Below are 13323 nucleotides of genomic sequence, written 5' to 3' on the forward strand. Positions count from 1 at the left end.
CAGAGAAGCGTGAGCTTCTGAAGGACTTAACACCAGCCACTGGGGCGTCAGGACCACACGACTTCGCCGTCCGCCTCACACGTGCTCGTCAGTCACGCGTTCGGCGTCCACCGCATCTCGACCCAACACTCGTGACGATCGCGAAGCGCCCCTCGATCGGGTGAGACGGGCGGAATTGAACAACTGATTTGCCCGACGACGGAAGTGGAATATTTTTCGCGCGAGGACTGGACAGGTTTTGGGTGATTTGCCCGCCGGGTTGTTTTGTCGCAGGTTGCACGCCGGCACCCACCTGCATGCGGGACAATTCGTCCGCCGATGTTTTTCGCAACCGCCTGCTGAGCCGCTTTGCCATCCAGCTCAAGCGGCATATCGCGCCGATCGTCCTCGAAGGCGCCGTCGCAAACGACGCAAGGCACGACAGCAGGCTGCAAGAACTCGTGAAGGTTCGCGAGTTGCGAACCTTCACCGGAAACTGCAATTTGAATTGAATGCCTGCGCAGCCTCGGCAGCGATCTGGGACTGACTGAGGCCACAGTCCGGACCTACACCAAGAGGATTCATGCTCAAATTGGGATCGACCGCCAGTCGAGTTCATTCTGCCCATTGTTCACATAATCACCTTTTGGTGCGTCGAGGCGCGAACGGTGAGTCACTCGGCGTGCGCTTCGCGCCCGGGCAGTGACCATGGAATGAGGCTATGTGCAGACCCCAAGGGCCTTTCCGGTTGACATCGCGTTCGGCGGCAGCCGCACGCAACATGGCCTGCCGCATCGGCCCGTTATTTCCAGTTTTTATTGCCGCGGTTGTGGCCGGATATCGCAGCCCTGCTGTCGCGCAAACCATCCAGCTCATGCTTCCGATCGCCTGCGAAGTCGGCCGCACCTGCCATATCCAGAACTATACCGATCTGGATCCGTCGCCGGCGGCGCGAGATTACATGTGCGGCACGCTGAGCTACGACGACCACAACGGGACCGACTTTCGCTTGCCTTCCAAGGCGGCCCAGCGAGCCGGTGTGGAAGTCCTCGCGGCGGCCGCCGGCCGGGTTCTTCGCACGCGTGATGGGTTGGCCGACGGCACCGGCGGAAAACCTGACCGTGAGGCGGTCCGCGATATCGAATGCGGCAATGGCGCCGTGATCGAGCATGCCGGAAATTGGCAAACCCAGTATTGTCACATGGCGAAGGGCAGTCTGCTGGTGAAACCCGGCGACGCCGTCAAGCCTGGGCAACCGATCGGTCGGGTGGGGCTGTCGGGCCTCTCGGAATACCCTCATCTGCACTTTACCGTGAGGCATGACGACGCCGTCGTCGATCCGTTCGGCTTCGGCGCTCCTCCCGAGAAATGCGGAGGCGGACAGTCGCTATGGGCCTCCGAGTTCCGGCCGCAGCTCGCCTACCACGCGCGTGTCGTCCTGAACGCCGGATTCGCCGGCGAACCCGTGACAATGGAGCTGGTCGAGGACGGAAGTGCTGAGCGGCAATCGCCGTCCGCGAGCTCGGACAGCATCGTGGTCTTTGTCCGCGCCATCGGCCTGAAGACCGGGGATGTGCAACGACTCGAGCTGAAAGACCCGCATGGAACCGTGATCGCGGAAAATCGCGCCGGCCCGTTGCAAGGCAACAAGGCGCAATACCTGCTCTTTACCGGACGGAAACGTCCGCCGGAAGGTTGGCTCCGCGGCAGCTACAAGGCCAGCTACGTCGTCGAGCGCGACGGGCAGGTCGTCCTCGCGAAGGACCTCGAACTCACGCTTTAGGTCCTTGTCTGAGCATGATCTTTTCGGAAAACCGCTACACACTTTTCCGGATCATGCCTTAGCATGATACGCAGCGCCTTTCTCTCGCGACAAACGCGACGCGCTTTCGCGGAGATCATGGCGTCCTCCGTGCGAATAGACCAAAGCACGCCTGCCGCAGCCAGCGGTGCCCGGGATCGCGATGATAGCGTTCGTGCCAGTATTGCGCCACTGCGATCGGCGGCATTGCGACCGGCGGCCGGAAGGTCGCAAGTTGCAGCCGATCCTTGAGCAGGCGAGCGAGATTTGTCGGCACGGTCGCCACGCCATCGGTCTCGGCTGCGACCAGCGCGGCGGCGGTGAAGCTCGGAAGCTGCAACAGCATGTGGTCTGCGGCTATGGTGGATTCGATCGTCTGCTGTGCGACCTGATGTGCGCTGTGTCCAATGTCCGACGCGACTACGAGGATGTGCCGGGCTGCGCAAAACTCGGCGAGCCGCGCGAGCCGCTGCCGCTTCGGGTGGTCGCGGCGAACCACGCTTGAATAGCTGTCGGTGTAGAGCAACTGGCGGCGCAGATCGCGCGGTGCCTTGGCATAGGCGCCGAGCGCCAGGTCTGCCTCGCCGCTTGCGAGCTTGGTCTCCATATTGCGCGAGTCCAGCGTCTGGGCCTCGAGTTTCAGTCCGGGCCCTGCCTCGGTGAGATGTGCCGTCAGCGGCGGCAGGAAGCGCACCATGCCGACGTCGCTGACCAGAATCCTGAATCGACGGTCCGAGCCGCGCGGATCGAACGGCGTCGTCACCGGATGCGCCAGGCCGTCGGCCGCGCTGAGCAGATCACGCAGCGGCGCCAGGATCTCCGACCCCCTGGGCGTCGGCCTCATCGCCTGGCCGTGGCGCACCAGCAGCGGATCGCCAAAATGGGCGCGCAACCGCGCCAGCGATTTGCTCAGCGTCGGCTGGCTGGTGTCGAGCAGGTTCGCCGCCCGCGTCAGGCTGCCTTCGCTGAGCATGACCTGCAGGAGACGCAGGTCGCGCAATTGCAGTTCCACATCATTCGCTCTCGGCATGACCATCATTCCCGCGGCGGCATCGCCAGAGAGTGAGCCCCGGCCTAGCCTTCGGTCAAGGCAGATCGATGCTCGACGACGCCGGCTGCAAAACACGACGCCGTCCACGGAGAACACCATGGCAAAATTCAAGATCGAACCGCATTTCAGGCTGCAGGAGTGGGTTGCGGAAGAGAAGGGCCATTTCCGCGCCGAAGGTCTCGACTATGAGTTCAAGGAATTCATTCGCTCGAGCGACGGCGTCCACCACGCGACCGGGACGCGTGGCGCGTTCCAGAGCATCGAAAAGGGTAGAGAGTCCAATGTCACCTGCGCCTGCCACTGGACGGTGAACGTGGCGGCATCGCGCGGGCACACCAAATTGTTCGCTGATGCCTATTCCGTGGCGCCCTCGGGCATCTTCGTCCGCGCCGACTCGGCGATTTCGTCACCAGCCGACCTTGCCGGCGTTCCAGTGTCGGTCGGCTTCCAGTCCGGCAGCCACTACGCCACGATCCAGGCGCTGGAATCCTATTTGACCCGCGATCAGATAAAGCTGTCGTTCGGCGAGGGCATGCTGTTCAGCCGCATGGAAGCGTTCTTCGACGGAAAGGCGGAGGCGGCCACGCTGTTTGGCGGGCCGTATTACTTTGCCGAGCAACTCGGCTTTCGCAAGATCATCGATACCACGTTCATGATCGGCGCCATGATCAATGGCGATCCCGACATGGAAGATGTGAAACGGTATTTTCAGGCGTTGCGGCGGGCGCAACGCGACATCGACTTACGGCCCGAACTCTACACTCACTACTACAAGATGGAATTTCCCGAGCGTTTCCACGCCGCGATGGATACGCGGCGCTGGGGGCCGGGAGAGCGCATCGTGTTCGAGCCCTACAGCCGCGACGTGTTCGAGCAGTCGTTCGAATGGATCGCAAGTCACGAGATCTTCGCGCCCGGCAGCATGGGCTCCGGCAATTATGAGCAGGCGACCTTGTCGCTTGCGCCGCACTGAGGCGGCCACGTCGTCAAGCTGCAATGCATGGCGCGCGCTCGCGCCGCGCCGTGCATTGCATCAGCAATCTTACCCGTGCCGTTAAGACATCATTATGCGTGTCCGGGCGCCGGATGCGCAGGCTGGAGCGAAATGCAGCGGTCGCTAAAATTGTAGCGGTCGGCTTGAGCCGCAGGAAACAGCCGCTCGGTCAAATGCCCCCAGAGATTGCTGGAGGGGGCATCCGATGTATTCAACCGACGGGCTCGAGCGCTACGGGCGCGCGGATGCGATCAGCGGGTTCGACGCCATTGCCACCGCGCTCGACCAGGGACTGGAGGCCGATTGCCATGCCGGCACCCGACTGCGCGACGCGTTCGCGATCGGGTTCGGTTGGCTTGCCCTGGTTACTGTCGTTTTCCATCCGGGGCTGCAGCTTGCTGCGATTGCGCTCGGCGTTGCGCTCCTCTCGATCCGGTCATTCAGCCGATTGATCTTCGGGTCCGAAGGTCGCGGCCAGCACGATCTCGCAGCGTTCCCCTCGAGCAGCAGTCAATTGCTGCCGGCGCGATGAAGTGGACGCCGGTTCGCGTAAAGAAAACGCGTCAAAACAGGAATCTGAAGCTTCGGTTCTGATTCAATCAGAACCGATAGTGCCTAGCCTTCCGATCGCGGATGGGCACCGGGAAATCACGTCCTATTCTGTTTCGGTCTGGCCTCCCGGGCCGCCGATGCTCGCGGGTGCCAGCGGCAGGGCGAGCTCGCCCACGTGGACCGGGTAGGAGTGCGAGGTTTTGTCCCAGACGAGCGGCTTGCCGGATATCCGATGGCTGAGATAGACGCGCACCGCACGCCAGGTCGCGAAGAAGTTGACGAAATTGCCGACCACGAGCCGCGGCGCTGACATCAGGGCGTGGCGCAGATCATAGATCATGCCGGTGAAGATCATGCGATTGGCGAGCCGCCAGATCAGGAACGCGAAGTTCACAAAAAACAGCCAGACCGCCCAATCCGTCGATAGCAATGTGTAGGTGAACTGCCGCTCCGGATCGAGCAGCGAGCGGTAGAACTCGAACGCCGTCAGGTTTGCCAGGGCAAAGTAGCCGAGCATGACCGCCGGGTTGGTCATTACGCCCTTTCGATCGCGCACCAGGAAGTATTTGGTGCCGAGCGAGCCGCGCCAACCATGTTCGCGCGAGCCCTGGAATACGATGCCGAGAAGCCACCGCGCCCTTTGACGATATGCCGCCTCGAGGCCCGATGGAAAGAACTCGCGCGTTGCCAGCGGCAACGACCGGTAGATGATGCCGGGCTGACCGTTGTCGATGTTGATGTCGATTGCGTAGCTCACCGGATAGGCGATGAACGCCGACTTGAATCCGAGCTCCGCGACGCGGAAAGCGATGTCGTAGTCTTCCGTGAATGAGGAGGTACGGAAGGCTTCGCCCTGGTTCCTGTCCATGAGGTGCTGGATCGCCTCTCGGCTGAAACAGGCCGACACGCCGGCACACGGGATGACGCCGCTGAGACGCTGCCGGACCTCGAGGTCCTTGGTATGCATTTCGGCGAACTCGTCCATGTAGAGACCCGCAATCAGCGAAGTGACCGGTCGGGAGAACGAGTAGACGGGCAGTTGAACGAAGTCGTAGAGGTCGACGACCTTGTTGAAAAGCTTCAGTTCCAGCGGATGTATGAGATCCTCGGAATCGTGCATCACGATCCCGGCGAATTGCAGCTTCTGTTCGGCTTCGAACAGGAATATCTCGGACAGTGTCTGGTTGAGACAGTCGGCCTTGCTCGTCGGCCCGTCGTGCGGGACCAGCACCATGTGGATGTTCTTGTAGAGCGCCTGCGCCTTGCGCACTTCATCCTGGGTCAGCGGATCGTTGATGTAGACGCCGACGAAGTAGTGCGCATGGCTGTAGCGCATCAGCCTGGAATTCGAGGACAACATGGAGAAGATGACCTCATGCTCCTTCCAGCACGGGACCATGATCGCAATCGGTCGTTCGGGCAGTTGCTCCAGGGCGTCGACGGGCGGCAGCGACTTGGATTTGCCTTCCGCGGTCCCCAGCAGCCGGCTGCTCCAGTACGCAAGGTCGACGAAAAGATCGTCGAAGCTGGAGATGGTGATGATCACCGCCGCAATCAGCAGAACGATTTCTACGAAGTACAGGTAGCTGGCCAGAAACGGCTGAAACTCAGTCATGTCTCACGATACGTAGCGAAGCTGATTGATCTCGGCCGACCGCAGCTCGTCCTGCGTTACGAACTGGCGATGAAGGGCAGCGACGATCCTCTTACTGGCATGTCCATCGCCATACGGGAATACCGGACGCGCCATCCGCGCATATTTTGCCGGACTATTGTGGAGTTCCAGCAACGCGCCGAACACACCGCGGCGCGACGTCCCGATCAGGTCGACGACGCCGGAAGCCACGGCCTCGGGCCTTTCGGTGACATCCCGCAGTACAAGAACCGGTTTGCCGAGCGCGGGAGCTTCTTCCTGCAACCCGCCGCTGTCGGTGACCACGCACCAGGCATTCTGAATGGAAGCGACGACGTCCCGGTAGCCGAGCGGCTCAACCAGCCTGATCCGCGGATGGCCGGAAAGCATGTCCAGGGCGGCCTCTCGCGCGCTCGGATTTGGATGCATCGGAAAGTAGACGGCGGCGTCCGGCGTCAGGTCGACGAATGCCCTGATGGCCGCGAATGCATCCTGCAGCGGAGCGCCGAAATTCTCGCGCCGATGGGCGGTCAACAGGACGGTCTTCAGCCTGGGAAAATCGGCGGGGGGCGCCGGCCTCGTGGCGGCGACCTCGAGCAGCGAGTCGATCACCGTGTTGCCGGAGACGAGGATCTTGTGTCTGGCGATGTTTTCCCTGGCGAGGTTGGCGGCCGCCGCCGAGGTGGGCGCGCAATGCAGCGCCGTCGATACCGCGATGGCACGACGGTGGAATTCCTCGGGGAAAGGCGCGTCGAGACTCGACGTTCGCAGGCCTGCTTCCACATGCACAAAGGCGACCTTACGATAGAAGGCGGCGATCGACGCGGCGAAGGCGGTCGTGGTGTCGCCCTGGGCGAGCACGCAATCGGGCCTGATCAATTCGAAATATCTGTCGAGCCGGCTCACGAGATGGCTGACCAGAGCCGAAGGCGTGTGACAGTGACGTCGATGGCGGATCGCAAGGTCGGGGCGGAGATTGAACTCGCCTAGCGCGCGCTCCAACAGATCGCTCTGCTGACCGGAGGTGACGATACGGACGCTGGCCCAGTTGGTCTCGCGCAGACGGTGAACGATTGGCGCAAGCTTGATGACCTCGGGTCGGGTTCCAATGACAAAAACAAAACTGCGCACGGGAATGGCGTGCGCGAAATGCTCTTTGCGGTGATAATGCATTCTATGCTCCAGGAGCGCGTCGCTTGCCGCGACGCGCAAGCCCCGGCACGGGGCTCAAATTAAACAATGGATTTTTTCGGACAATAATGTTTCAAACCACGCGGGACAATTGATTGACTTAATTCTTCCAGGATTATGCAAGCAAAAGCCGGGATGTTTTGCGCCCATGGTAAATGGGCTGGATGCAGGCGATCCCCTGATATCGTGGCGAGCTTTGGCTAATTGGAAACCGACGCGGCCTTGAGTGGGAGAAATAAACTCCGCTGGCCGCATCCGGAAAAAGCAATCGATGCCGCAGGATTTAGTTTGGTCTTTCCTTCGAAATGGAGGCGTCAGCGACCAGCATCAGCGGCCCGACCTCATGGGATAGGGATTCGTCGCGCGGCAGGGGCCGCCACAGGGCAAGCTCGCGCGCGGTTCGCGCGCATTCGCGCTCGGCATCACGTACTTTTTGTCGAAGGCGCTTCAGCTCAAAATAGCTCTTCGCAATATTGAGAGGCATGGCAATCCTACGATTAACACTGGAAATAGGCAGGTCGAGCTAACCAAATCACGTTACTAGAATCCGGTCCGAATGTCACAGCGGAATCCGGTGTCTCAAGCTAAAGGCACGCCACCGTATCACCGGGGACACAGCGAGAAGAGTCTTATTGGAGATTCCGAGAGCGTGGCAACGACATTTAACGCACATCAGTCTCCGGCGAAATAGCAACGTTGGTTCAATGCGAAGTTGTCCAGACCGACCGCCGTGATTTGTCAGGCATGCCTGCTGCGTTCACATCGCGCGCCGTTTTAATTAGTTCCGCTGTAGCGCGAGACAATATCTATATGGCGAAAGAAGCCGCTTTGCGCCGGGCGCGTGCAGGCCGCTGATCACATCATTCGGGGCGCAGGACCTCGCCGCTAAACCGCCGGCGTCATGGACCTGTTACGATTCCGGAGAGCGACGAAGCCGATGCCTGCGAAGCCAATGATCAACATGGCCCAGGTTGACGGCTCAGGAACCGCGGCGACCGAATCCGCCGTGACAGACACCTGGAGCGCGCCGACATTGTCACTGAAGAGATCGTCATTGATGCCAAGCAGTAGAAATACGGCATCGCCCGGGCTCGTCGTGTCCAGCCCATTGCCGATGATGAACGGGCCGCCGACAATCTTGCCGCTTGCGTCGGAGAAAGCGCCGACGAGCTCGCCGAGATAGGCGCTACCGGGACCCGAGGTGTAGAACCCGGGGAAGTGGCCACCCGTGCTGCCGGGGTTATTGCTCGGGAAGAGGCCAAGGGACGCATATCCCCTGCCGTCGACGCTCGGCGTGTTACCGAATTCGTCGGTCAACCCTCCGATCCACTTGATCTGCACGAGTTCGTTGCCGGAAACCGCAATCCTGACGGGATCCAGATTGTCGGGAGCGGCTGGGGAGGGAGCACCATAGTAATATGCCGGGTTGGCGCTTTGTGACCATGGACCGGTTTGACTGTCGACCGTGACATTGACGGTCGCCGCTGCTGCGCTGCTGCTGCTCAAGACCAGCGCAGCAAGTGCGACGATGATACCGTGTCTCATGAATTAACTCCGCACTGAATTCCAGCCAGTTAAAGGCCGTCGGAATTTAAACGGAGAGGTGTAGTTTACTCAAGAAAAATAATTCAAATTCTGCGGTGTTATCACCTGACGGAAATATCCAGGTTTGGCAATGGGTTGTTGTTCCGACGTTTCCGCTGAAGCATATCCTTGTGCCATAATGTCGGGAACAAATTAAACATTTGAGCCAAGCCATCGATGCGGGCCAGTCTATTACACCGCTGGTGCTGGCCGCCCGAGCCGGCAGATATCGCCCGATGCGGGTTCGGCCCTGGGAGTGGAATTGGCCGGCGCTCGAAGAACGAGGTCCTGGAGCATGATCCGGAAAAGTGCGGAGCGGTTTTCCCTCGTGACAAGCGCGCGCGCTTTGCGCGGAGATTACGCTAGACAAAGGGATGAGCTAGACCGCTTCCCGCCAAATGCTGGCTTCGTAGCCGTCGACCACTCGCGTGGTGTGCATGAACTCGTCGACTTGGCGTAACGGCTCGATGATCTTGCGGGCGACCAGCACGGTGTTTGGTTCGGCATGCTTCTGCATGTGACCGGCGACGTCGATGACGCGGTCCGAAATCGTCTCGAGCGGGGTCGCGTCGTCGAAATAGACCAGTCCGGCATTGACTCCGCAGCGAACCGAAAAATCCGCCTTTGAAATCTTCACCTCGCGGTTGAAGACCTTGAGGCTCTTGATGACGTCCTTGCCGGACTGACAGGCGTCCTCGACATGCGCGAAGCAGGCCATCACCCCGTCGGGAGTCCAGGCGCTCTTGAGGACGCCCCTGGCGCGAAAGATGCGTTCGACCAGCTTGCGATACTCTTCGAAATCATACTGGATGGCCGCAGGGTCTTCGCCGGCTTTCATTGCGGTCGAGCCGACCACATCGATAGCCAGGAAAGCCACCTCTCGACCGAAACTATCGAGCTTCTTCTTGGTCTCGGCAAACACCTTCAGCAATTCCTGCCGGTTGATCGTCTTGCCGGTTTCGGCCATCCGCAAGGTTGTTTCCAGCTCCGCGTCGAGCTTGGAGCCGGGTTTTACGCCCTGTTTTTTCCGCCAGGCTTGCGCAGACATTCGCAACGCGCGCCTGTTGTCAGCGGTCTGCGAGTGCTGTGCGATCGATCCGGAGAGGATGGTGATGACGATTGCAAGGCCAATCAGGATCCAGTCCGAACGGTCGCTGCCGGCGATGTTGGTCGGAACATAGCGATTGAGGACCGGCGCGGCCGTCTTAAGCACCGAGTCCCTAGCCGCGGACAGCGTGGCGGGAACCGCCGCATGCTTCGGATTATCGAAGAAGACGAACAGTTTCGAGCCGAACAGCACAATGACGAGGACGACCGTCGCAAGGCCGAGAAGCTTCCGGATTGCGAAGAGAATGCGCGTGAGCGCAGAGATCGGAACTTCACGATGAACCACGAGATTGTCCCCAACGAGGCCAGACGGAAATAAACGAACGCCACGCAACTGCCTTATAACTTCCCGGCCTGTTTACGCAAATTGCTTACTCAAATTGCCCACGCCAACAAAGCGCGATTGATCGTCCCGAGCGGAAAGCCGAAATTAATGGCTGCGGTCTGTCGCGATCTTGAGCGTCGATGGGTAAGCTTGGCCCGGAATGTCGAGACGATGTGCCGGTGGTGGAACCGGGGCGTCTATCTGAGCGAGAGCAGCTCAGGCATGATCCGGAAAAGTGTGTAGCGGTTTTCCGTCGCGACAAACGCGAAGCGTTTGCGCGGAGATCATCAGCAAACAACAAACTAAAGCGCGACGATGATTCGTCCTGATCTCATCGCGCTTTAGGCTTGCCTGGATTGCCAAAGCTTAAGTCGAACGATCAGATTTCCGTATGTCTCGCGTGCGATGAGGCCCAGAAAATATCCAGCCTGGACCCCGATCAGCGGCAGGATAATCAGGCCGGCACTGTGCATTGGGGTTTCGCCGGCAGACCACGAGGAGACGATAAATGCTCCCGCTCCTAGGACGGAGAACGGAAGCAGGGCCAGAATATTGAAATGCAAACCCAGATAAAGGCCGGCGCCGCATGCGAGTAAGGTTAAGATCATCGCTCCAGTCCGGGTTACCGAAGCACATCGCAAATTAATGTTGCGCCGCACGGCGAAGGAGCTTATCGTCGAGATCTTAACGAAGAGTTATTTTAATGCCGATCAGTGGACCGATCCGTTTTTATTGCGTGATCAGAGCGTCGGCTGAAGCAACCAGAATCGTTTAAATGTCCATCGGGTCTGATACTGGCGGCAAATTGCGCGAGCTCGACACTTTGCCTGGCGCTCACCACGCTTGGTTTTCAAGCAACGCGGTGCCTTACCTGCTGTCGACGGCCGACGCCCTTGTCATCCTGCTGTCCAGCATCATGGCGGGGATCGCCTATCACGTTGCGGTCGGGAACCCTGTTCCGAGCCTCCTCTCGCATTGCGCGGTCGGCCTGCTTGCGAGCTTCATCTATATCCTGCGCATGAGCGGCGGGGGCTATTACGATTTCCCTGACAGCGCGAAGCCGCGGGTTGAATCGAGCGAGATCCTGATCTGCTGGTTCTCGACGGGCCTGATGCTGGCTTTTTTCGCCTTCCTCCTGAAGGTCGGCATCGAATATTCCCGCGGCGCGTTCGTATTGTTCTATTTCGTTGCCCCCGTCGGCCTGCTGACGGTTCGCAAGGCGACCAAGCTCGGGCTTGCCAAGGCGGTCTCGCAGGGCGCCGTCGGCCGCAACGACATCGTACTGATCGGTGACTTCGACGAGATCGAAGCCTTCGAACCCCGTGACTTCGTGGCCTTCTTCGGTGCCGCCGAAATCAAGTGCTTTCCGTTGAGCCGCGAACAGGATCTGTCCACGCGCGTCGCCTCCGACCTGGATGTTTTCAATTCGGTCGCCGGCTTTGTCCGGCGCAATAATTGCCGGGAAGTCGCGTTGGCCCTGCCATGGGAAGATACCGCCCGGATCGAGCTGGTGCGTGACCAGATCAAGACGCTTCCGGTCGCCGCGCGGCTGCTGCCGGACGCCCGCGTTCGGACGCTGACCAACTACGCTTCATCCGCGCGCCAGCGGGTCCTCGCGATTGAAATCCAGCGGGCCCCGCTCAGCGGCGGAGAGCGTTTCGTCAAGCGCGTGATGGACGTCGTGCTTGCCTCGCTTGCGCTGATCTTCTTCGCTTCGGTCATGTTGCTGACGGCGATCGCCATCAAGCTCGACAGTCCCGGCCCAGTTATTTTCAGGCAGAAGCGAAAGGGCTTCAACGGCAAGCATTTCGTGATGCTCAAGTTCAGGACCATGACGGTCGAGGAGAACGGGGACACCGTCGTTCAGGCGACACGGGACGATCCGAGGGTGACCTGGATCGGAAAGTTGCTGCGTTCGGCGAGCATCGATGAACTGCCTCAGTTGGTGAACGTCTTGATGGGCGATATGTCGCTGATCGGTCCTCGCCCCCACGCGCTGGCCCATGATAACTACTTTGAGAAAGTCCTGAGCGACTACGCCTATCGCCATCACGTAAAACCGGGCATGACCGGTTGGGCCCAATGCAATGGCGCGCGCGGAGCCACGCCCACAATCGAGCACATTGCGGAGCGCGTAAAGCTCGACCTCTGGTACATCAATAATTGGAGCCTTTGGCTCGATATTCAGATCTTGATCAAGACCTTTTTCGAAGTGCTGCGTAAGCGCAACGCGTATTGAAGGCCGATCCCCCGGAGGCAAACCCGCCCCGCGACCGGCTTAATCAGCGCTCCGTCGGCGCCGCATCGGCATTTGGCTGTGTATAGAAGCTGGTGAGCTATTGTGCCAGCAGGAGCCGATGTTCAGTAGAGAAGTTCCTAAAATGAAGAACGTTCAGGCCTTTATGGCGGATCATCAAAATGCCGGAGTGTGTACCTATTTTTGAGCCTATAACGAAAGCGTGATTGGCTTTGCTATCTAAACGTGCGTTAATGTATCTATACTTTCAATAGCTTAGTTCTTTTTGCTGATTGGTCTAGACCGCAGCACAGTCGATGTAACCCCAAATAGTTAAATTTGCGCTGGTAACAATTCCCGTCGCATTTATATAATCTGGGCGAATCGTCGAAGGTGGACAATGGTGGGGACCAACCGGAAGTATGATTTTGACGCAATGACAGTCGATGAGCTCTGGCAGCTTCACGAGAGGCTCAGTCAGGTTTTGTCGATCCGTCTGACGTCAGAGAAACGGGAATTGGAGAAGCGGCTAGCGCAATTGCGCCGTGAAAAGGAACTGCGCGTCTCCGAATCCAGCGAGATCAATCCTGCGCCGCGCGAACGACGCAAATATCCGCGCGTATTCCCAAAATACCAGAATCCGAACGAACCCTCGGAGACCTGGTCCGGTCGCGGCAAGCAGCCGCGCTGGCTGACCGCGGCCCTGAAGACCGGGCATACCATCGAAGAGTTCGTAATTCACAAGGCTGAACCCGATCATTCGCCGGCCCGGCGGCGAGTTTGATCCGGGAGGCCATAATGAAGCGGGCGCTGAGCGTCGTTCTGCTCCTGTCGTTGACCTCGGCCGCGGCTCTCGCCGGTGACAGCTTT

Annotated in this window: 12 protein-coding genes; 6 read left to right on the forward strand and 6 right to left on the reverse strand. The window is 59.7% G+C overall.

All coding sequences use genetic code 11. The features are described 5' to 3' along the window. Positions 1-296: 296 nt before the first annotated feature. A complete protein-coding gene (locus JQ553_RS31480; protein ID WP_212503960.1) occupies positions 297-491 on the forward strand; it encodes a hypothetical protein in 195 nt (64 codons plus the stop codon). Positions 492-760: 269 nt separating this feature from the next. After that, positions 761-1762 (forward strand): M23 family metallopeptidase, encoded by a 1002-nt coding sequence (locus tag JQ553_RS31485; protein ID WP_212503961.1) that lies wholly within the window; start codon positions 761-763, stop codon positions 1760-1762. A 115-nt stretch (positions 1763-1877) separates the two neighbouring features. Here JQ553_RS31485 and JQ553_RS31490 read toward each other — a convergent pair whose 3' ends face one another. Further along, entirely contained in the window at positions 1878-2810 is a 933-nt protein-coding gene (locus tag JQ553_RS31490; RefSeq protein ID WP_212503962.1) for a LysR family transcriptional regulator, read from the reverse strand. A 118-nt stretch (positions 2811-2928) separates the two neighbouring features. Here JQ553_RS31490 and JQ553_RS31495 point away from each other — a divergent pair, with 118 nt between their 5' ends. Both JQ553_RS31495 and JQ553_RS31500 read left to right on the forward strand, forming a co-directional pair. Continuing rightward, positions 2929-3804: an ABC transporter substrate-binding protein gene (locus tag JQ553_RS31495; RefSeq protein WP_212503963.1), complete on the forward strand. Its 876-nt coding sequence runs from the start codon at positions 2929-2931 to the stop codon at positions 3802-3804. A gap of 226 nt (positions 3805-4030) precedes the next feature. Beyond that, positions 4031-4357, forward strand: coding sequence for a hypothetical protein (locus tag JQ553_RS31500; RefSeq protein ID WP_212503964.1), 327 nt, complete (start codon positions 4031-4033; stop codon positions 4355-4357). Between the two features lie 123 nt (positions 4358-4480). On the opposite strand, the gene JQ553_RS31505 is transcribed toward JQ553_RS31500, so the two are convergent. From JQ553_RS31505 to JQ553_RS31525, 5 genes are all read right to left on the reverse strand, one after another. Beyond that, positions 4481-5992 carry a glycosyl transferase family protein gene (locus JQ553_RS31505; RefSeq protein WP_212503965.1) on the reverse strand — a complete coding sequence of 504 codons (1512 nt, stop codon included), beginning with the start codon at positions 5990-5992 and terminating at the stop codon, positions 4481-4483. 3 nt (positions 5993-5995) lie between these two features. Continuing rightward, positions 5996-7183, reverse strand: a complete 1188-nt coding sequence (wecB, locus tag JQ553_RS31510) for a non-hydrolyzing UDP-N-acetylglucosamine 2-epimerase (RefSeq protein WP_212503966.1) — start codon at positions 7181-7183, stop codon at positions 5996-5998. 903 nt (positions 7184-8086) lie between these two features. Continuing rightward, entirely contained in the window at positions 8087-8746 is a 660-nt protein-coding gene (locus JQ553_RS31515; protein WP_212503967.1) for a PEPxxWA-CTERM sorting domain-containing protein, read from the reverse strand. Between the two features lie 418 nt (positions 8747-9164). After that, the gene (locus JQ553_RS35155) at positions 9165-10178 is read right to left on the reverse strand and encodes an adenylate/guanylate cyclase domain-containing protein (RefSeq protein WP_212503968.1); all 1014 of its coding nucleotides are present in this window, start codon (positions 10176-10178) and stop codon (positions 9165-9167) included. Positions 10179-10558: 380 nt separating this feature from the next. After that, complete coding sequence (locus JQ553_RS31525; RefSeq protein ID WP_212503969.1) at positions 10559-10825, reverse strand: hypothetical protein; 267 nt, start codon at positions 10823-10825, stop codon at positions 10559-10561. A gap of 167 nt (positions 10826-10992) precedes the next feature. Here JQ553_RS31525 and JQ553_RS31530 point away from each other — a divergent pair, with 167 nt between their 5' ends. Further along, positions 10993-12456, forward strand: coding sequence for an undecaprenyl-phosphate glucose phosphotransferase (locus JQ553_RS31530; RefSeq protein ID WP_212503970.1), 1464 nt, complete (start codon positions 10993-10995; stop codon positions 12454-12456). A 433-nt stretch (positions 12457-12889) separates the two neighbouring features. After that, on the forward strand, positions 12890-13237 hold the full coding sequence (locus tag JQ553_RS31535) for an H-NS family nucleoid-associated regulatory protein (RefSeq protein ID WP_212503971.1): 348 nt from the start codon (positions 12890-12892) through the stop codon (positions 13235-13237). Positions 13238-13323 lie beyond the last annotated feature (86 nt).

This window comes from Bradyrhizobium lablabi (genome assembly GCF_018131005.1).
Classification (GTDB): Bacteria; Pseudomonadota; Alphaproteobacteria; order Rhizobiales; family Xanthobacteraceae; genus Bradyrhizobium; species Bradyrhizobium lablabi_D.